The organism is Microtetraspora malaysiensis (genome assembly GCF_050947145.1).
Lineage (GTDB): Bacteria > Actinomycetota > Actinomycetes > Streptosporangiales > Streptosporangiaceae > Microtetraspora_A > Microtetraspora_A malaysiensis.
Genome location: NZ_CP191998.1, coordinates 1432509 through 1452546 on the forward strand (window position 1 = coordinate 1432509; position 20038 = coordinate 1452546).

Annotated in this window: 18 protein-coding genes; 12 read left to right on the forward strand and 6 right to left on the reverse strand. The window is 71.3% G+C overall.

The features are described 5' to 3' along the window. The first annotated feature begins 37 nt into the window (after positions 1-37). The 4 genes from ACQP1V_RS07205 (at position 38) to ACQP1V_RS07220 (ending at position 4274) form a co-directional block, all read left to right on the forward strand. Entirely contained in the window at positions 38-1222 is a 1185-nt protein-coding gene (locus ACQP1V_RS07205; RefSeq protein WP_433420073.1) for a PspC domain-containing protein, read from the forward strand. A gap of 76 nt (positions 1223-1298) precedes the next feature. Next, positions 1299-1937 (forward strand): response regulator, encoded by a 639-nt coding sequence (locus tag ACQP1V_RS07210; protein ID WP_387408224.1) that lies wholly within the window; start codon positions 1299-1301, stop codon positions 1935-1937. A gap of 28 nt (positions 1938-1965) precedes the next feature. Next, complete coding sequence (locus ACQP1V_RS07215) at positions 1966-3423, forward strand: glutamate-cysteine ligase family protein (RefSeq protein ID WP_433420076.1); 1458 nt, start codon at positions 1966-1968, stop codon at positions 3421-3423. Between the two features lie 83 nt (positions 3424-3506). Further along, positions 3507-4274, forward strand: a complete 768-nt coding sequence (locus ACQP1V_RS07220) for a CPBP family glutamic-type intramembrane protease (protein WP_433420079.1) — start codon at positions 3507-3509, stop codon at positions 4272-4274. A gap of 22 nt (positions 4275-4296) precedes the next feature. Here the strand turns inward: ACQP1V_RS07220 and ACQP1V_RS07225 are convergent, their stop codons facing one another. The 3 genes from ACQP1V_RS07225 to ACQP1V_RS07235 form a co-directional block, all read right to left on the reverse strand. After that, the gene (locus tag ACQP1V_RS07225) at positions 4297-4974 is read right to left on the reverse strand and encodes a response regulator (RefSeq protein WP_433420083.1); all 678 of its coding nucleotides are present in this window, start codon (positions 4972-4974) and stop codon (positions 4297-4299) included. Positions 4975-5056: 82 nt separating this feature from the next. After that, positions 5057-6169: a sensor histidine kinase gene (locus tag ACQP1V_RS07230; protein WP_433420086.1), complete on the reverse strand. Its 1113-nt coding sequence runs from the start codon at positions 6167-6169 to the stop codon at positions 5057-5059. Between the two features lie 201 nt (positions 6170-6370). Continuing rightward, on the reverse strand, positions 6371-6865 hold the full coding sequence (locus ACQP1V_RS07235; RefSeq protein ID WP_433420088.1) for a hypothetical protein: 495 nt from the start codon (positions 6863-6865) through the stop codon (positions 6371-6373). Between the two features lie 204 nt (positions 6866-7069). Between ACQP1V_RS07235 and pcrA the strand changes: the two genes are divergently transcribed. After that, entirely contained in the window at positions 7070-9301 is a 2232-nt protein-coding gene (gene pcrA, locus ACQP1V_RS07240) for a DNA helicase PcrA (protein ID WP_433425773.1), read from the forward strand. A gap of 100 nt (positions 9302-9401) precedes the next feature. On the opposite strand, the gene ACQP1V_RS07245 is transcribed toward pcrA, so the two are convergent. Then, positions 9402-10289: a hypothetical protein gene (locus tag ACQP1V_RS07245; RefSeq protein WP_433420091.1), complete on the reverse strand. Its 888-nt coding sequence runs from the start codon at positions 10287-10289 to the stop codon at positions 9402-9404. 326 nt (positions 10290-10615) lie between these two features. On the opposite strand from ACQP1V_RS07245, the gene ACQP1V_RS07250 reads away from it, so the two are divergent. From ACQP1V_RS07250 to ACQP1V_RS07265, 4 genes are all read left to right on the forward strand, one after another. Further along, a complete protein-coding gene (locus tag ACQP1V_RS07250) occupies positions 10616-11014 on the forward strand; it encodes a cobalamin B12-binding domain-containing protein (RefSeq protein ID WP_433420093.1) in 399 nt (132 codons plus the stop codon). 168 nt (positions 11015-11182) lie between these two features. Continuing rightward, a complete protein-coding gene (gene sucC, locus ACQP1V_RS07255; protein WP_433420096.1) occupies positions 11183-12364 on the forward strand; it encodes an ADP-forming succinate--CoA ligase subunit beta in 1182 nt (393 codons plus the stop codon). Beyond that, the gene (sucD, locus tag ACQP1V_RS07260; RefSeq protein WP_061253308.1) at positions 12364-13239 is read left to right on the forward strand and encodes a succinate--CoA ligase subunit alpha; all 876 of its coding nucleotides are present in this window, start codon (positions 12364-12366) and stop codon (positions 13237-13239) included. The genes sucC and sucD overlap by 1 nt, the downstream gene beginning before the upstream one ends. Before the next feature lie 163 nt (positions 13240-13402). Then, entirely contained in the window at positions 13403-15016 is a 1614-nt protein-coding gene (locus tag ACQP1V_RS07265; protein WP_387408242.1) for a cell division protein PerM, read from the forward strand. A gap of 19 nt (positions 15017-15035) precedes the next feature. Here ACQP1V_RS07265 and ACQP1V_RS07270 read toward each other — a convergent pair whose 3' ends face one another. Further along, on the reverse strand, positions 15036-15440 hold the full coding sequence (locus ACQP1V_RS07270) for a hypothetical protein (protein ID WP_433420099.1): 405 nt from the start codon (positions 15438-15440) through the stop codon (positions 15036-15038). 157 nt (positions 15441-15597) lie between these two features. Here ACQP1V_RS07270 and purN point away from each other — a divergent pair, with 157 nt between their 5' ends. The 3 genes from purN to ACQP1V_RS07285 all read left to right on the forward strand — a co-directional run bounded on the left by purN (position 15598) and on the right by ACQP1V_RS07285 (position 18717). Beyond that, on the forward strand, positions 15598-16227 hold the full coding sequence (gene purN, locus ACQP1V_RS07275) for a phosphoribosylglycinamide formyltransferase (protein WP_433420102.1): 630 nt from the start codon (positions 15598-15600) through the stop codon (positions 16225-16227). Between the two features lie 67 nt (positions 16228-16294). Then, positions 16295-17836, forward strand: coding sequence for a bifunctional phosphoribosylaminoimidazolecarboxamide formyltransferase/IMP cyclohydrolase (gene purH, locus ACQP1V_RS07280; protein WP_433420105.1), 1542 nt, complete (start codon positions 16295-16297; stop codon positions 17834-17836). Between the two features lie 29 nt (positions 17837-17865). After that, positions 17866-18717: a bifunctional methylenetetrahydrofolate dehydrogenase/methenyltetrahydrofolate cyclohydrolase gene (locus ACQP1V_RS07285; protein WP_433420108.1), complete on the forward strand. Its 852-nt coding sequence runs from the start codon at positions 17866-17868 to the stop codon at positions 18715-18717. A 7-nt stretch (positions 18718-18724) separates the two neighbouring features. Here the strand turns inward: ACQP1V_RS07285 and ACQP1V_RS07290 are convergent, their stop codons facing one another. Then, positions 18725-19855 (reverse strand): alpha/beta hydrolase, encoded by a 1131-nt coding sequence (locus ACQP1V_RS07290; RefSeq protein ID WP_433420111.1) that lies wholly within the window; start codon positions 19853-19855, stop codon positions 18725-18727. Positions 19856-20038 lie beyond the last annotated feature (183 nt).

Consider the following 20038-nt stretch of genomic DNA (forward strand, 5'->3'; position numbering starts at 1 on the left):
CGACCATGGTGCACATCGTGTGACGATGCTTCGCGAGATGTCTGAAACGCCTACTGTTCCCGATGCCGGGCCCCGCCTCGTCCGGCCCGCCTCCGGCCGTGTCGTCGCGGGCGTCGCGCAGGGTGCCGCCGCCCAGTTGCGGCTCGATCCTGTCGTGCTCCGCCTGGGTTTCCTGCTGCTCACCGTTGTCAACGGCCTCGGCGTCGTCGCCTACGCGGCGCTGTGGATGTTCACGCCGAAGGAAGAGGCCAAAGGCCCCGAACCGGCCCGCGACTGGGGGCAGTTCGCCGCGTACGGCGTGCTCTGGGTGGCCGTCGCCGGGCTCGGCTGGATCACAGGGGCCTTCGACGGAGGCATCGGCACGTGGCCGATCGCCGCCGGAGGCATCGGCGCGCTGATCCTCTGGCAGCAGGCCGACCCGAGCCGGCGACAGCGCTGGATGTCCGGAGCGGTGCGCCAGGTCAACACGGGCTGGGTCCGGACCCTCATCGGCGCGTTGCTCGTCGTGGTCGGTGCCTTCGGCTTCCTGGCCGCGAGCGGCGAACTGGCCAAGGCCAAGACCGGTCTGGTGTTCACCGCCGTGGTCGTGGGCGGCATGCTGCTGATCGCGGCCCCGTGGCTGGCCTCCCTGGTCAAGGAACTGCAGCGGGAGCGTACCGAGCGCATCCGCCAGGAGGAGCGGGCCGAGGTCGCCGCGCACGTCCACGACTCCGTGCTGCACACGCTGACGTTGATCCAGCGCAACGCGCACGACGCCCGCGAGGTGACGCGGCTGGCCCGCTCCCAGGAGCGGGAGTTGCGCAACTGGCTCTATCAGCCCAAGCAGGACGCCGACGCCACGCTGGCCGCGGCCGTACGCCGGGTCGCCGCCGAGGAGGAGGACGCCCACGGCGTCCCGATCGAGATCGTCTGCGTCGGCGACTGCGACCTGGACGAGAGACTGGGCGCACTGTTGCAGGCCGCCCGCCAGGCGATGGTCAACGCGGCCCGGTATTCCGGCGCCCCGGTGATCTCGGTGTACGCCGAGGTGGAGCCCGACGAGGTCACCGTGTTTGTACGGGACCGGGGCAAGGGGTTCGATATGGACGACGTTCCCGCCGACCGGATGGGCATCCGGCAGTCGATCATCGGCAGGATGGAGCGCAACGGCGGAAGCGCCCGGGTCAGGACCGAGCCCGGCGACGGGACCGAGGTCATGCTGACGATGAAGAGGGAGTCCTGATCGGGCGTCGCGAAGGCGGCGGACGAACCCGCGCGGTGCCGGGCCGCGCGGGACGAGCAAGGAATGGTGAAGAGCAATGAAGACCGTACGCGTGCTGATCGTCGACGACCATCGGTTGTTCCGGTCCGGCGTCCGCGCGGAGCTGGGGCCGTCCATCCAGGTGGTCGGCGAGGCCGAGGACGTTGAGAGCGCGGTCGCGTCCATCGCCGAGCTGAAGCCGGATGTCGTGCTGCTCGACGTGCACATGCCCGGGGGCGGCGGCCAGGAGGTCCTCAGGCGGGTCCTCGGGTCCGGGGCGCAGGTGCGGTTCCTGGCGCTGTCGGTGTCCGACGCGGCCGAGGACGTGATCGGCGTCATCCGCGGCGGCGCGCGCGGCTACGTCACCAAGACGATCAGCGGCGCCGAGCTGACCGACGCGATCATCCGGGTGTCGGACGGCGACGCGGTCTTCTCGCCGCGCCTCGCCGGGTTCGTGCTGGACGCGTTCGCCTCCTCCGAGGCCCCGCCCATCGATCCCGAGCTGGACTCGCTCACCCAGCGCGAGCGCGAGGTGCTCCGGCTGATCGCGCGCGGGTACGCGTACAAGGAGATCGCCAAGGAGCTGTTCATCTCGGTGAAAACCGTGGAGACGCACGTGTCGAGCGTGTTGCGCAAGCTCCAGCTCTCCAACCGGCACGAGCTGTCCCGCTGGGCCACCGCCCGCAGGCTGGTCTGACCCGCTTGAGGGTGCGTACGCTGGTCTGATGGGGCGTGACGTACCCGCCATGGTGTTCACCGGGGAGGATCGTCGCCGGTACCGCGACAAGATCCGGCGGTCGCTCGACGTCTTCGCCCAGATGCTGCACGAGTCGCGGTTCGAGCTGCGGCGGCCGCGAGCAGGTCTGGAGATCGAGCTCAACCTGGTCGACGACCGGGGAGAGCCGACGATGAAGAGCGACGAGGTCCTCGCCGCCATCGCCGAGCCCGACTGGGGCCCCGAACTGGGCCGGTTCAACGTCGAGATGAATATCCAGCCGCAGGGGCTCTACCGGGACGGGTCGCTGCGGCTGGAGGAGAGCATTCGCGACCGGCTCAACCGGGCGGAGGAGCGGGCGGCGACCGTCGGCGGGCACCTGGTGCTCGTCGGTATCCTCCCGACGCTGCGGGAGAGCGACGTCGAAGTGTCGTCTTTGTCGACGAACGCCCGCTATCGCCTGCTCAACGAGCAGATCCTGGCCGCCCGCGGTGAGGACCTGCACATCGAGATCGAGGGCGTCGAGCGGCTCGACACGTACGCCGCGAGCGTCACGCCGGAGGCGGCCTGCACCAGCCTGCAGTTCCACCTGGAGGTCGGTCCGTCCGAGTTCGCGGCGCACTGGAACGCGGCGCAGGCCATCGCCGGGCCGCAGGTCGCCATCGCGGCCAACTCGCCGTTCCTCTTCGGCAAGGAGCTGTGGCGCGAGACGCGGATCAGGCTGTTCGAGCAGACGACGGACACCAGGTCGGAGGAGCTGAAGGCCCAGGGCGTGCGGCCACGGGTGTGGTTCGGCGAGCGCTGGATCACCTCGGCCTTCGACCTTTTCGAGGAGAACGTCCGATACTTTCCAGCGCTGCTGCCGATCTGCGACCAGGAGGACCCGCGCGAGGTGCTGGAGAGCGGCGGCATACCCGAGATGGGCGAGCTGACCCTGCACAACGGCACGATCTACCGCTGGAACCGCCCCGTCTACGCCGTGGTGGACGGCATGCCGCACCTGCGGGTGGAGAACCGGGTGCTGCCCGCCGGGCCCTCGGTCGCGGACATCACGGCCAACGCCGCCTTCTACTACGGCCTGCTGCGGATGCTGGCCGCGGCCGAGCGGCCCGTGTGGACCCGGATGTCCTTCGCCGTCGCCGAGGAGAACCTGCTCAACGCCGCCAGGTACGGCCTCGACGCCCACCTGTACTGGCCGGACCTCGGCGAGGTGCCCGCCGTCGAGCTCGTCTGCCGCCGCCTGCTGCCGCTCGCCGACCAGGGGCTCGAACTCTCGGGCGTCGGCGCGCCGTATCGGGACCGGCTGCTCGGGATCATCGAGCAGCGCTGCCTGACCGCGCGCAACGGCGCGACCTGGCAGGTGGACACCGCGCGGGCGCTCGGCGGCGACCACGAGGCGCTGCGCCGGATGACCCTGCGCTACATCGAGTACATGCACACCAACGAGCCGGTCCACCTCTGGGACTGACCGGCTGAGAGAGTGGGGGCCGTCTCCCCGGACGGCTCGCCGGGAGGCGCCGGGACGGGTTCGGGAGGGCGGTGGAGTCCCCGATGGGGCGTGGGAGGTCGCGCGTCGGCCCGGTGGCCGGCGCGCTCGGCGTGCTGGCGCTGGCGAACGTGTCGAACAACCGGATCGCGCGGCGCTGGGCGCCCGTGACCTCGGCGGCCGCCACCGCCGTCCTGCTTGCGATCGCCCGCCGCGACGGCCTGACCTGGGCGGAGCTGGGCTTCTCGGGCGCGGGCCGCGGGGCGCGTCTCGGCGGGGCGCTCGCTGCCGGAGTGGCCGCCGCGTACGCCGCCGGGGTCGCCCTCCCTCGGACCCGCCCGCTCTTCCTCGACGAGCGCGCACTCACGCTGTCCCGCGCCCGGCTCCTGGAGGAGGCGCTGGTCCAGGTGCCGATCGGCACGGTCCTGCTGGAGGAGGTCGCCTTCCGGGGCGTCCTGCCCGCGCTGCTCGGCCGGTCCCTCCCGGCGGGTACGGCCGGCGTCGCGGCGGCGGCGTGCTTCGGGCTGTGGCACGTCCTCCCGGCGATCGACATGGCGCGGGCCAACCCGGCGCTCGGTCACCTGGCGTCCGGCTCCTCCGCGGCGGCCCCCGGCCATCCGACGTCCGGCTCCCCGACGTCCGGCTCCCCGGCGGCGACCGCCGTCCGTCTGGTCGCGGCCACCGTGGCGTCCACCACGGTGGCCGGTCTGCTCTTCGGGGAGCTGCGCCGCCGGGGTGGCCTGCTCGCCCCGGCCCTGACCCATCTGGGGACCAACTCCCTCGGCTACGTCGCGGCGCGCCTGGCCCGCCGCCTCGACCGCGACCGGAGGTAGCCGGGTCCATCCCACGGGTGCGTCAGGACGGGTCGGCGAGCCCGTTCCGGTACGCGTAGGCGACCGCCTGCGCCCGGTCCCGCAGGCCGGTCTTCGCGAAGAGGTTGTTGATGTGGGTCTTCACCGTCGCCTCGCTGACGTACAGCGCGGCCGCGATCTCCGCGTTCGACAGGCCGCGCGCGATGAGCCGCAGCACCTCCAGCTCGCGCGGCGTCAGCCCGGCGGGCGCCGCTCCCCGGCCACCCGCCGTACGCGCGGAGGCGTCGGAAGGGACCTGAAGGGCCGTCACCGTGCTGATCAGCCGGCGCTGCACGCCCGGATCGAGCTGCGCGTCGCCGTTCATGACCGCCTCCACGGCCCGGGCGATCTCGTCGGCGTCGGCGCTTTTGGTGAGGAAACCGCGCGCGCCGGCCCGGAGCGCGGCGAAGACCGACTCGTCGTCCGCGTACGTGGTCAGGACGACGACCTGGGTGTCCGGGAACTCGGCGCGGATCCGCCGGGTGGCCTCGACGCCGTCCATGCGGGGCATCCGCAGGTCCATGAGCACCACATCGGGGCGTTCGGCGGCGACCAGCCGCAGCGCGGCCTCGCCGTCGCCCGCCGACCCGACGACCTCGATCCCGGGCAGCAGGCCGAGCAGCAGCACCAGCCCCTCGCGGACCACCGACTGGTCGTCCGCCACCAGAACACGCGCCGTCACGCGCCGCCCTCCTTCGCCGTACGCGGGGCGACGACCGGGAACGCGCCCGCTCGCGCAGCCGGGTGAAGGGGCAGGCGGGCGGTCACGCCGGCACCCGCAGCCGCACCCGGAAACCGCCGTCCGACTCGCCCGCCTCCAGCGTCCCGCCGAGAAGCTCGGCCCGCTCGCGCATCCCCACGAGCCCGTATCCTCCCCCAGGCGTGCCGGGGACCTCGGAGGCGGGGTTCACCACCTCCAGCTCGCAGGCGCCGTCTCGGAACCCGAGCCGGACGAGCGCCGGCGAGCCGGGCGCGTGGCGGCGCACGTTCGTGATCGCCTCCTGGGCGGTGCGAACGATCGCGAGCTCGGTCTCCGGAGGCAGCCGCCGCTCCGGCCCGGACACCTCGACCGCGCACTCACGGCCCGTCGCCGTACCGAACTCGCCGGCCAGGGCGCGCAGCGCGACGGGCAGCGGCGGCAGATCCTCACGCAGGGCGGCGACGGCCCTGCGCGCCTCTTCGAGGCCGTTCTTGGCCAACTCCCTGGCGCGGTCCACGCGTTCCAGAGCCTCGCCGGCCCGGTCGGCGCGCAGCAGCAGCCGGGCGCCCTCCAGATGCACGATCTGGGCCGACAGCGAATGGGCCAGGATGTCGTGGATCTCGCGCGCGATGCGGGCGCGCTCGGCCAGCACCGCCTCGCGCGCCTCGGCCTTCCTGGTGGCCCGGCGCAGCGCGATCGTGTGCATGATGAGGTACGCCGAGCAGACGCTCAGGCACAGGCTCAGATCCTGTGCCATGTCACCGCTCGCCGCGCCGCCGACGAGCAGCCCCACCAGCGCGACGACGGCCACCGGCACCGAGTGCCGCGGCGGGTGGCGGACGGCGGCGGCCCCGACGACGAAGAGCAGGGCGGCGATGGCCGGGCTGCTCGCATCCGCTACCTCGATCAGGACGACCGACGCCACAGCGGCGAGGCAGAGTGACAGGATCTTGACGGGGATTCCGAGGACCACCCTCCGGGGCGTCCCTTCTCGATCGACCGGCAGGACCCCGGCGGCCACGGTGACGGCGACGGCGAGCGTGAGGCCGGCGACCGCGAGCCCGCGCCCCGACAGGCCGAAGCCGGGCCGGCCCGCGGCCTGCGCGATCACGAACAGCACGATCAGCCCCACACGCAGGACGGCGCGGGAACGTGTCGTCTTGCCGGGCGTCGTCACGCCATGACGTTACTGTGTCTATTTGCGCTCGCTCCGCTCGCGCGGCTCGGGGCGCCCTAAGGCGATGTCTTCCCTCGTCGCTCGGAGTCGCTCGTCCCTCGCTCCCCGCTCGCTCCTCAGTCCAGACACCGCCGCGCCCCTCGCGGGGTCGCTCGTCCCTCGCTCCCCGCTCGTTCCTCAGTCCAGACACCGCCGCGCCCCTCACGACGTCAGGGGGCTGCTCGCCGGTCGTGCGGGGACGCGGGGCAGGGTCCGGGCCCGCAGGGTCACCACGACGGACTGGACGGCGATGGTCAGGCCGACGAAGAGCAGCACGGACGTGGGCGCGGGGGAAAGCCCCAGGGCGTACCCGGCGCCCAAGAGCGCGACCCGCGACGCGAGCGAGGCCAGCCAGGCCGCGGCGGTCCAGCCGGTGCCCCTGGACCAGGTCACCCCCGCCTCGTCCCGCCACACGCGTACGGTCGCGGCGCGCAGGAAGCCGAAGCCCACGGCGACGGCCAGTTCCACGATCAGCATCAGCACGCCGAGAGCCGGATGCCGGATGTCCACGACGCCGCCGCCCGCGAGCCCGACCAGCATCATCGCCCCGGCGAAGACGAAGAGGCCTCGCCTCTCGGTACGGCGCGTCATCATCTGGCGGTAGACGACGAACAGCACGACGGCGACACTCAGCGCGGCGATCTGCGTGGATTCCATGCACGACAACGTAGAAACCGGGTGCCCCGTCGCGGATCGGCGCGCGGGTGGAGAAACCGATCTCCACCCACAGGTGGAGACGAGGCGCGCAGGTTGGCGCGGCGGGTACAGGGAGGCGGGCCCGTCCAGTGGCCGATCCGGGTGCTGGATGTCGGTGGGCGGCCATACGCTAGGGACGTGTCCACCCGAGCCATCACCCATCCTTTGCTTGACGGTCTCAACCCGCATCAGCGTGAGGCCGTGCTCCATCAGGGCGGTCCCCTGCTCATCGTCGCCGGGGCCGGCTCGGGAAAGACGCGCGTGCTCACCCATCGCATCGCGTACCTGCTGTCGGAGCGGAGCGTCCAGCCGGGCGAGATCCTGGCGATCACCTTCACCAACAAGGCCGCCAAGGAGATGAAGGAGCGGGTCGACCGTCTCATCGGTCCCCGGTCCAAGGCCATGTGGGTGATGACCTTCCACAGCGCGTGCGTGCGCATCCTGCGGCGCGAGGCCAAGCGGCTCGGCTTCACCAGCAACTTCTCGATCTACGACCAGGCCGACGCGCAGCGGCTCATGGCGTTGGTCTGCCGCGAGCTCGACCTCGATCCCAAGCGCTACCCGCCCAAGACGTTCTCCGCCCAGGTCAGCAACTTCAAGAACGAGCTGATCGACTACGAGACGGCGGCGGCGAACGCGCAGACGCACCTGGAGCGCACGCTTGCCGAGGCGTACCGCACCTACCAGACGCGGCTCACCGAGGCCGGCGCGATGGACTTCGACGACCTGATCATGCTCACGGTCGCGCTGTTCCAGCTCTTCCCCGAGGTCGCCGAGCACTACCGCCGCCGGTTCCGGCACGTGATGGTCGACGAGTACCAGGACACCAACCACGCGCAGTACGTGCTGGTTCGCGAGCTGGTGGGGCGGCCCGCGCTCCGGACGGCCGACGGTGACCTCGTCCGCCCGGACGAGGCGGGCGACGAGCGGGTCGAGCCCGCCGAGCTGGTCGTGGTGGGCGACGCCGACCAGTCGATCTACGCCTTCCGCGGCGCGTCGATCCGCAACATCCTGGAGTTCGAGCGCGACTACCCGGACGCGAAGACGATCCTGCTGGAGCAGAACTACCGCTCCACCCAGACCATCCTCAACGCCGCCAACGCGGTCATCGCCCGCAACGAGAGCCGCAAGCCCAAGAACCTCTGGTCCGACCAGGGGGCCGGTCCCAAGATCATCGGGTACGTCGCGGACAGCGAGCACGACGAGGCCACGTTCGTCGCGCAGGAGGTCGACCGGCTCTGCGACGAGGAGGGGGCCACCCCCGGCCAGGTGGCCGTGTTCTACCGCACCAACGCCGCCTCGCGTGTCTTCGAGGAGGTCTTCATTCGGACCGGCCTGCCGTACAAGGTGGTGGGCGGGGTGCGCTTCTACGAGCGCAAGGAGGTCAAGGACCTGCTCGCCTACCTGCGGGTCCTGGCCAACCCGTACGACACGGTCTCCCTGCGCCGCGTGCTGAACGTGCCCAAGCGGGGCATCGGCGACCGGGCCGAGGCGATGATCGAGGCGTTCGCGAGCCGCGAGCGGATCAGCTTCTGGGAGGGCCTGCGCCGGGCCGACGAGGCCCCCGGCCTGGCCACCCGCTCGCTGAACGCGATCAGGGAGTTCACCGCCCTGCTCGACGATCTGCGGGCCAAGGAGCTGTCGCTGTCCGAGCTCGCCGAGGAGGTGCTGGCCGCCACCGGGTACCGCACCGAACTGGAGACGTCGGGCGACCCGCAGGACGAGAGCCGCCTGGAGAACCTCAACGAGCTGATCGCGGTGGCCGCGGAGTTCGAGGAGGGCAACCCCGAGGGCACGCTGGTCGACTTCCTTGAGCAGGTCTCGCTGGTGGCCGACGCCGACCAGATCCCCGAGGGCGAGGACCACGGCGGCGTCGTCACCCTGATGACCCTGCACACCGCGAAGGGGCTGGAGTTCCCCGTGGTGTTCCTCACCGCGATGGAGGACGGCGTCTTCCCGCACATGCGTTCCATGGGCGACCCCAAGGAGTTGGAGGAGGAGCGCCGCCTCGCCTACGTCGGCATCACCCGCGCCCAGCGGCGGCTCTACCTGTCCCGCGCGGCGGTGCGCTCGGCGTGGGGGGCGCCGTCGTTCAACCCGGCGTCGCGGTTCCTGTCCGAGGTGCCGAACGAGCTCGTCGAGTGGCGCGGCGACCCGGCGAAGACCGCGTGGGGGGCGGCCACCTCACGCGAGAGCCGTACGGCGTCCGCGCCCAAGAAGACCGGCCGGCCGATCCCGAGCCTGACCCCGGGCGACCGTGTCACCCACGACAGCTTCGGCCTCGGCACGGTCGTCGCGGTGGAGGGCCAGGCGGAGAAGACCCGCGTCAAGATCGACTTCGGTTCCGACGGTGAGAAGACCCTGATGCTGGCCTACGCCAAGGTCGAGAAGCTCTGACGCCGCGCGGGCGGGCGTACTGAACGTGAGAGGGCCCCGCGGACCGGAAACGGTTCCGCGGGGCCCTCGTTCACTTCTGGTTACCGCAGGCTGTCTCTGGCTAGCTCTTGGCCGCCATCATGCCGGGGGTGATGATGGTCGGCACCTCAGGCACGGAGCCGTCGATGTCGGCCGACGTGGCGACCTCGCTCGCCGGGGGAGCGGTGATGGAGACCTTCGACCCCCACTTGGTGAACTTGGTGTCGCCGGTCAGGTCCATGTCGATGGACATCTTCTTGCTCTTGATCGTGAATGTCACGGCCGTGGTCACGCGGCGGACGAGCTGGTCCGCGCCGACCCACAGCTTCCAGTTGAGCACGGTCTTGCCGGACTTGGCGTCCAGGTCGGCGAGCTGCTTCTTCATCGCCGGGGACGACGCCGCGAGCTGCTTGAGCGTGATGGAGCCGCGGTAGACCGTGGTCCGCGTCCCGTCGAGTGTGCCGCCGTTGCCCTTGGCCTTGGTGGTCGCGAGCACGGCTCGCAGGCTGCGCGCGTTGAACACGTTGACGAACTGGTCGCCGCCGAGCGACGTCGCAGAGGCCCCGGTGGGTACGCGGAGCCAGGTCTTGTCCGACGGGATGATGTCGCCGAAGATGCCGCCGGAGACGTAGGCGGTCTTGTTGATCGTGATGGTCCGCATCGGCTCGTTCAGACCCTGAAGGTCCTCGTCATCCTCGAAGAGGTTGCCGAAGTCGTTCTTGGTCGTGAGGTCAGAGGCCACGATGCCTGAGCGGCCGAACTGGACGTCGCCCTCCGTCCTGGTCTTGAACCCGGGCATCCCGGCGACACTCATCTTCGTGGCCGACGTCATGTGGACGCCGCGCTTGACCTTGAACTGCTTCGCGAGGGCCGAGACCGGGTCCGCGGCACGCGTCTGCGCGTACGCGGGGGCGGCGATCGTGGGGGCCATCAGCGCCGCGGCTCCCGCGCAGGCGACAGTGGCGATCATTCGCCTCATAAGGGGGGTTCCTCCTGTTGGATGCCTTCCCCTGACGCGGAGAAGGTGATCAAGATGAGGTGATCATGCTGCATCCTGCCGCGCGATGATCACAGTAAAGTCACGAAAATCGACATTTCCTGTGGATTTCCGTAATGGTTTCCGAGAGCGTCGTGGATCGTTCCTCGCTGCACTGTCCCGTCCGCCGTGCGGGGTGACTCCGGTCCGCGTACGCCTTCAGGCCCTCGCCATGGCTCGCGGGTCGGTGCTTCCGTGCGTGGACGGCCGGGCACGAGTCGGCGAGGATGTGAAGGCGGTCGCGTTGCGAGGAGGTCGCGATGGGGGCGATTCGGATCGTTCTTGCCAAGCCGGGACTGGACGGGCACGACCGCGGGATCAAGGTGGTGGCGCGGGCGCTGCGCGACGCGGGCATGGAGGTCGTCTACACCGGCCTGCACCAGACCCCCGAGCAGATCGTGCGGGCTGCGATCCAGGAGGACGCCGCGGCGATCGGGCTGTCGATCCTGTCGGGCGCGCACATGACCCTCTTCGCCCGCCTGCTGGAGGTCCTCAAGGAGCAGGACGCCGAGGACATCGTGGTTTTCGGTGGAGGGATCATCCCCGAGGGCGACATCCCCGAACTCCGGGAAATGGGGGTGGCCGCCATCTTCACGCCGGGCGCGACGACAGATGAGATCGTCGGCTGGGTGCGGTCCGCCATCCCGACAGGGATTTAGGATCTTTTGCGTAACTTTGCCCTATCCGTCAGCCCTTGGCAAGGACTTACCGGTACCCCATGACGCCTTCACCTCCTCGCTGGGGCTAGGCTTCATGCGCGGAAATGCCAGGCAGGTCACCCCGCCTGGCCCTCGACATTACGAAGATCAGCCGAAGGACGGACCCTCGTGGACCTGTTCGAACATCAGGCGAAGGAGCTCTTCGCGGAGTACGGCATCCCGGTGCCGCGCGGCATCGTGGCGCACACCGCAGACGATGCGCGCGCGGCTGCCGAGCAGCTCACCGGGCGTGTCGTCGTCAAGGCCCAGGTCAAGACCGGGGGCCGCGGCAAGGCCGGCGGCGTGAAGGTGGCCGACGACGCGAGCGACGCTCACGCAAAGGCGAAGCAGATTCTCGGGATGGACATCAAGGGCCACACGGTCCACAAGGTCCTGATCGAGGAAGCCAGCCAGATCGCCGAGGAGTACTACTTCTCCTTCCTCCTCGACCGTGCGAACCGTACGTTCCTGGCCATCTGCTCGGCCGCGGGCGGCATGGACATCGAAGAGGTCGCGCACACCGCACCCGAGAAGGTGGCCAAGGTTCCGGTCAACCCCATCGAGGGTGTCGATCTCGCCAGGGCGCGCGAGATCGCGCAGGCCGGCGGCCTGCCCGAGCAGTCGCTGGACGGCGCGGCCGCCCTCATCGAGAAGCTCTGGGCCGTTTTCGTCGACGAGGACGCCACGCTCGTCGAGGTCAACCCCATGATCCTTTCGGCCGACGGCCAGGTTAAGGCCCTCGACGGCAAGGTCACCCTCGACGAGAACGCGAACTTCCGCCAGGCGGAGCACGCGTCGTACGTCGACAAGGCCGCCGAGGACCCGCTCGAGGCGCGGGCCAAGGAGAAGCACCTCAACTACGTCAAGCTCGACGGCACGGTCGGCATCATCGGCAACGGCGCGGGCCTGGTCATGTCCACGCTGGACGTCGTCGCCTACGCCGGCGAGGCCTTCCCCGGCCAGCCCAAGCCGGCCAACTTCCTCGACATCGGCGGCGGCGCATCGGCCGAGGTCATGGCCAACGGCCTGGAGATCATCCTCTCCGACCCGTCGGTGAAGTCGGTCTTCGTGAACGTCTTCGGCGGCATCACCGCGTGCGACGCGGTCGCCAACGGCATCGTCTCCGCGTTCCAGCTGCTGGAGAGCCGGGGCGAGGCCGTGACGCACCCGCTGGTGGTGCGCCTGGACGGCAACAACGCCGCTCTGGGGCGGCAGATTCTGGCCGACGCCGGGCTGCCCCGCGTCGAGCTGGTGGACACCATGGACGACGCGGCCAAGCGCGCCGCCGAGCTCGCTGCGGTAGGTGCGTAATGGCTATCTGGCTGACCGAGAACAGCAAGATCATCGTGCAGGGCATGACCGGCGGTGAGGGCACCAAGCACACCCGCCGCATGCTCGCCTCCGGCGCCAAGGTCGTCGGCGGTGTCAACGCCCGCAAGGCCGGCACCGTCCACGAGGGCCTGCCCGTGTTCGGCACGGTCAAGGAGGCCATGGAGCAGACCGGCGCCGACGTGTCGGTCGTCTTCGTGCCCCCGGCGTTCACCAAGGACGCCGTCAAGGAGGCCATCGACGCCGAGATCCCGCTCTGCGTGGTCATCACCGAGGGCGTGCCCGTCCACGACACCACCGAGTTCTGGGCCTACGCCGGCGCCAAGGGCAACAAGACCCGCATCATCGGGCCGAACTGCCCCGGCATCGCCTCGCCCGGCGCGTCCAACGCGGGCATCATTCCGGCGGACATCACCACCCCCGGCCGCGTCGGCCTGGTGTCGAAGTCCGGCACGCTGACCTACCAGCTCATGTACGAGCTGCGTGACTTCGGCTTCTCCACCTGCGTCGGCATCGGCGGCGACCCGGTCATCGGGACCACCCACATCGACGCCCTCCAGGCGTTCCAGGACGACCCGGCCACCGAGGCGATCGTGATGATCGGCGAGATCGGCGGCGACGCCGAGGAGCGGGCCGCGGCCTACATCGAGGAGCACGTCACCAAGCCGGTCGTCGCCTACGTCGCGGGCTTCACCGCCCCCGAGGGCAAGACCATGGGCCACGCGGGTGCGATCGTCTCCGGCTCCGCCGGTACGGCCCAGGCCAAGAAGGAAGCGCTGGAGAAGGTCGGCGTCCGCGTCGGCAAGACCCCCAGCGAGACCGCGCGCCTCATGCGCGAGATCATGCAGTCCCGCTGACGCCGTAGCGTCGCGATCGAATCACCCCGCGGGATCCTCAGCCGAGGATCCCGCGGGGTGATTCGCGTCCGGGACCGGAAACACCCGCCCGGGCGGACGAAACGGGCGACACGCGGGCGGCGCAGCACGGCGAAGCCGTACCTTCCTGAGAACATCGACTATTGTGACGGCTCTTCTCGATCAGCTGCGGACAGCCCCCCGTGCCGTTCTCAGCCGCTTCCCCAAAGGCGACGACGACGAGACCCGCAGGCCGCTCCCCGTGTCGGGCATGCTCGCCGGGGCGGGCACCCTCGGCGTCGGCCTCGCGGTGCTGACGACCCTCACCCTGATCGGCTGGGCCGCCGCCCCACGGGGCGCGTTCGGGCAGGGGCTGCCCGGCGTCTTCCGCGCCGCCTGCCAGCTCTGGCTGGCCGCCCACCACGCCGGGTTCGCGATCCCCGGCGGCAGGGTCGGGTTGCTGCCGCTCGGCCTGACCATCCTGCCGGGCGTCCTGCTCTACCGGGCCGGTCTGTGGATGGCCCGCGACGCCGACCTCCGGCTCCGGATGCCCGCCCGGCTGCCCAAGGGGACGCCGCGCGACGTCGAGAACGCCCGGCGCCGGGCCCAGCTCGCGCTCGTCGCCCAGGCCGGCGTCTCGCTGGCCGCGCCGTACGCGCTGCTCGCCGGGATGATCTCCCTCGTCGCGCAGAACGAGGTCACCCAGCCGTTCCTCGGTGAGGCGCTGGCCAGCCATTTCGTGCTGGCGTTCCTGGCCGGGTCGCTGGCCACCGCCCGCACGATCGGCCCGTGGAAGTCGATGCTCCGCCTGCTCCCGGACCGCACCCGCTCGGTCGTCGCCGGTACGGCCGTCGCTCTGTCGATCATGCTCGCCACCGGGCTGCTGCTGGTCCTGGTGGCGATCGCGGTGAAGTTCCCCGAGATCCGGCAGCTCTCGGAGACGCTCAGCCCCGGGTTCGTCGGCGGGCTTCTCCTGCTGCTGGTCGAGGCCCTCTACCTCGTCAACGCCGCGATCTGGGGCATGGCGTACATCGCCGGGCCGGGGTTCGCCATCGGCACCGGCACCCTCGTCGCGCCGACCGGGGTGAAGCTGAGCGCCGTCCCCACCGTGCCGCTGCTCGGCGCGCTGCCGGAGTCCGGCGTCGCCCCCACCTGGATCATGGGCGTGATCGCGCTGCCGTTCCTCGCCGGGGCGGTCGCCGGGGTCGTCATGGCCCGGGTCGCCCCGACCCCGACGATCGAGGCGGCACCGCTGTGGGGGTTCTGCTGCGGCCTGGCCTCGGGAGCGGCGGCGGGCCTGCTCGCGGCCCTCTCGGGCGGCCCGCTCGGCGGGGCGCGCCTGTCCGCCGTCGGGCCCTCGCCGTGGGAGGTGGCGCTGTCGGTGGCGCTGGAGGTGGGTGTGGCGGCCGGCATCTCGGCCGGCATCGCGAACTGGCTGCTGATCTCGCGCCGTCCGGCGACCCCCGAGCCGGTACGCAAGGCGAGCGCCGTGATCGCCAAGGCGGCGGGGAAGGTCCGGCGCGCCGAGAAGGTCAAGGCGGCCCGCGCCCTTCCCGGCCACTGGCTGGACGCGACCGAGGCCGACACCCAGCCCATCCCCGTGATCAAGGACGACTGGACCGACGAGCACGCCGCCGCGGCGGCGGAGACGTTCGCCGCGATCCGGGCCGCCCGCTCAGAGCCGGTACGGCCGCCGCGGAACGACATCGTGGACGAGTCCGACGACCGCGGCGGCCACGTGATCTACGTCGACCCCTACGCCTGGGAACGCGACTCCTGACGCGCCTGTGGGGGAGTCGCTAGCCGGGGAAGGGGAGGTCGGCCGGCCAGGTGACGCCGAGCTTGCGCGCCACGGAGTTCTTGAGCTCGTTCATGCAGTCGTGCTCGGCGGTGACCGTCCCCGCGCCCTTGCCGCACTCAACGTACGCGTTGATCTCGGTGGAGAAGAAGAGCTGGGTGGCCACAAGGAGGCCGCCGAACATGAACGCGACGGCCGACACGACCAGCGCCGTGACCGCCACGCCGACCGGACGGCGGACCCGGCTCAGCGTGCGCACGTCGCGGATCGCGACCGTGAAACCGAGGACCGCCAGCACGACCCCGGCGGCGGGCAGCATGAACGTGCAGATCAGCGCCGCCAGGGCGAGCAACAACGCCCGGCGGCCCCCCAGATCGGAGGCCGGCGTCTGCAGTGGTGCCGTCACGATCCCCACCTTTGCCTTCCGCGCAATTCCTTGCCGCGGCGCCCCGGCTTTTCGCCGGGCCGCCTTCGAATCCTGTGGCCGGAGCCCGATACCCTTTCTACCGGCGAGGGCCCGCTGCCTGCGCCTCCTCACCAGCCGTCCCGAAGGAGTCAGCCCGGTGCCATCCGGACCTCACCATTCCGCAGAGGCCGCCCGGCTCGTGGTGCTCGTCTCCGGTTCCGGAACCAACCTACAAGCCCTTCTCGATGCGGCGACCCCGTCGTTCGGCGCTGTGATCGTCGCCGTCGGGGCGGACCGTGACGGCATCGAGGGGCTGGCCCGGGCCGAGCGCGCCGGGGTGCCCACGTTCGTTGAGCGGGTGGCCGACCACGCCGGCCGCGACGAGTGGGACGAGGCGCTGGCCGGGAAGATCGCCGCCTACAAGCCGGATCTCGTGGTGTCCGCCGGTTTCATGAAGATCCTCGGCCATCGCGTCCTCGACTCCTTCCCGGTGGTCAACACGCATCCGGCGCTGCTGCCCTCCTTTCCCGGGGCCCACGCTGTACGGGACGCCCTGGCCTACGGCGTCCGCGTCACCGGCTGCACGGTCCACCTGGTCGACACCGGGGTGGACACCGGCCCGGTGATCGCGCAGGAGGCGGTGCCGGTGCGCGAGGGCGACGACGAGGAGACGCTGCACGAGCGGATCAAGACCGTCGAGCGCAGGCTGCTCGTCGAGGTCGTCGGGCGCATGGCACGCGAAGGCTGGACGGTCTCCGGCCGGCGGGTACGCCTGGGGCGTGCCTGACCCCGGTTTCCGGGCAGAACGACCCAGCAGATGAGCTGGGCGAAAACGGAACAGAGAGGATCACGAAGTGACCCGCATCGCCATTCGGCGCGCGCTGATCGCCGTATACGACAAGACCGGGCTCGAAGAGCTGGCCCGGGGCCTTGAGGCGGCGGGCGTCGAGATCGTCTCAACGGGCGGCACCGCCGCCGCCATCGCGTCCTTCGGCGTTCCCGTGACCAAGGTCGAGTCGCTGACCGGCTTCCCCGAGTGCCTGGACGGCCGGGTCAAGACGCTGCACCCGAGGGTCCACGCGGGCCTGCTCGCCGACGGCGCGAACCCGTCGCACGTCAAGCAGCTCGACGAGCTGGAGATCGAGCCGTTCCAGCTCGCGGTGGTCAACCTCTACCCGTTCGCCGAGACGGTCGCCTCCGGCGCCTCGGACGCCGAGTGCGTCGAGCAGATCGACATCGGCGGCCCCGCGATGATCCGCGCCGCGGCCAAGAACCACAGCACCGTCGCGGTCGTGGTCGACCCCCGCGCGTACACCAGCGTGCTCGCGGCGGTGGCCGAGGGCGGTTTCACCGTCACCGAGCGGCGGCGGCTCGCCGCCACGGCCTACGCGCACACCGCCGCCTACGACGTGGCCGTGGCCTCCTGGTTCGCGAACGTGTACGCCCCCGACGGCGAGTGGCCGTCCTTCATGGGCGCGGCGTGGCAGCTGCGCGCGCCGCTGCGCTACGGCGAGAACCCGCACCAGGGCGCCGCGCTCTACTCCGGCCGGGAGGCCGGCCTGGCGAACGCCGAGCAGCTCCACGGCAAGGAGATGTCCTACAACAACTACGTGGACGCCGACGCCGCGTGGCGGGCCGCGTGGGACTTCGACCGGCCCTGCGTGGCGATCATCAAGCACGCCAACCCCTGCGGCGTGGCGGTCGGCGCGGACGTCGCCGAGGCGCACCGCAAGGCCCACGCGTGCGACCCCGTCTCCGCGTACGGCGGCGTGATCGCGGTGAACCGTGAGGTCACCCGGGAGCTCGCGGAGCAGGTCGCGCCGATCTTCACCGAGGTCCTGGTCGCGCCGTCGTTCACGCCCGAGGCGCTCGACATCCTCAAGGGGAAGAAGAACCTCCGGCTGCTCGTCTGCCCGTCCGGCCCGGCCAACGCGGCGGAGTTCCGCCGGATCGACGGCGGCCTGCTGGTGCAGACCGCGGACCGGGTGGACGCGCCCGGCGACGACCCGGCGACGTGGGAGCTCAAGGCGGGCCCGGCCGTGCCGGACGAGGTGCTGGCCGACCTCACCTTCGCCTGGCGGGCGTGCCGTTCGGTGAAGTCGAACGCGATCTTGCTGGCCTCCGACGGCGCCACCGTGGGCGTCGGCATGGGCCAGGTCAACCGGGTCGACTCCGCGCGTCTCGCGGTGTCCCGCGCGGGCGAGCGCGCCGCGGGCTCGGTGGGCGCCTCCGACGCGTTCTTCCCGTTCGCCGACGGCCTGCAGGTGCTGGCGGAGGCGGGGGTGAAGGCGATCGTCGAGCCGGGCGGCTCGATCCGGGACGAAGAGGTCATCGCCGCCGCGGAGGCGGCCGGCATCAGCCTCTACTTCACCGGCACCCGCCACTTCTTCCACTGATCGGCACGGTCATCACCGTTAGGAGAGCAATGAGCGCGCAGATTCTGGACGGCAAGGCGACCGCCACCAAGATCAAGGTCGACCTCGCCGAGCGGGTGTCGGCCCTGGCCGCCAAGGGCGTCACGCCGGGCCTCGGCACGATCCTCGTCGGCGACGACCCCGGCAGCCAGATCTACGTCGCGGGCAAGCACCGGGACTGCGCCGAGGTCGGCATCGCGTCCATCCGCGTGGACCTGCCGGATACGGCGACCCAGGCGGACGTCGAGGCGGCGATCGACGAGCTCAACGCGTCCCCGGAGTGCACGGGGTACATCGTGCAGCTCCCTCTGCCGCGCCACCTCGACACGATGGCGCTGCTGGAGCGGATGGACCCGGCCAAGGACGCCGACGGCCTGCACCCGGTCAACCTCGGCCGTCTCGTCCACATGGTCGACGCCCCGCTGCCGTGCACGCCGCGCGGCATCGTCCACCTGCTGCAGGAGTACGGCGTGCCGCTCAAGGGCGCCGAGGTCGTCGTGGTCGGGCGCGGCATCACGGTCGGGCGCTCGCTCGGCCTGCTGCTGACCCGCCGCTCCGAGAACGCCACGGTGACCACCTGCCACACCGGCACCCAGGACCTGGCCTGGCACACCCGCAAGGCGGACGTGGTCGTCGCCGCGGCCGGCGTGCCCAACCTGATCACGGCGGAGATGGTCAAGCCCGGCGCGGCGGTGCTCGACGTGGGCGTCTCCCGGGTGGACGGCAAGATCGCGGGTGACGTCGCGGCGGACGTCCGCGACGTGGCCGGGTTCGTCGCCCCCAACCCGGGCGGCGTCGGCCCGATGACCCGGGCGATGCTGCTCACCAACGTGGTCGAGGCGGCCGAGCGCGCGGCCGGCTGAGCCGGGGTCAGGCCCGCCCGGGGTCGTGCAGTTGCTGCGCGAGCCAGGGCAGGGCCTGGGGCACCTCCCGGTTCCAGGTGGCGAAGTTGTGCCCGCCGCTCGGCAGGATCAGCGACGACGCCTGCATGGGCGGCTTGACCGCGGCGAGGAACGCCTTGGTCGCCGTGTAGTTCGCCTCGCCGTGCTCGCTGCTCGTCACGAGTACCGAGACCGGCGGGGCGGGCAGGTGGGCCAGCCGCCACATCAGGTCGTGCTCGTCCCGCAGCCGCTTGTCGCCGCCGAAGAGGTCGCCCGTGGTGACGTCGATGAGGCCGTGGTAGTAGCCCGACAGGGACACCGCGGCGGAGAACACCTCCGGGTGCTTCATGGCGAGCTTCAGGGCGCAGTAGCCGCCGGTGGAGCCGCCGAGCACGCCCCAGCTCTGGGCGTCCGTGCCGGTCCTGAAGGCGGTGGAGATCGCGTGCTGCAGGTCCGTGCTGAGGAAGGTCTCGGCCTTCGGCCCTCCCGGGACGTCCACGCACTCGGTGTCGCGGGGCGGCGCGACGGTGGGCCGCATGAGCACCATGATCGTCGGATGCATCTGGTGCCCGGCGATGAGGCCGGCGGCGTGCTGCGGCAGGTTCAGCCGCGTGACCAGGTTCTTGGCGTCCCCGGGATATCCGGTCAGGCCCACGATCACCGGGAAGCGGGCGGTGGCGTACTTCTTCTCGAAGTACTGCGGCGGCAGGTAGACGTACGCGGGGGCGCTGAGCCCGCTCCGCGGTCCTGACACGACCACCTCTTCCAGGCGTCCGCCCGAACGGCCGGAGCCGGGGCGCGCCGAGGCCACCGGCGTGCTGCCGAGCACCTGGACCTCGCCCGCGCCGGCCGCCGCGCCCGTCGCGGGGATGATGGGGGCGGTCGAGGTGTCCGTGCCCAGCAGGTCGCTCCAGGACGCGTAGAACGCGAAGTACGAGTTGAGCGCCAGCCCGAGCGCGGCCAGCGTGAGGATCTGGTCGGCGACGAGGACGCCGATCCGGCCCGTGACCGGAAGCCATCCCTGGCCGCTCAGCCGGGGCCACAGCCACACCGTGGCGGCGAGCGCGGCGACGGCGAGCGCCGCGACGAACACCTGCAGCGTGATCGATGTCAGTTCCAAGACCGTCCCCCTGCGGTTGCCCGGACGCGCCGATCCCTCATGGTTCCGCCCCGCCCGGAGGCTTCTCCGGGCGCGGTTCGCGTCGCCCCACGCCGCCATGATGCTTGATCATCGCCGGCCTGCGGTACGCATCGTTAAAGGTACTCACTCTGGGTAAGGCTGTCGTTAGTCCGATACGGACTG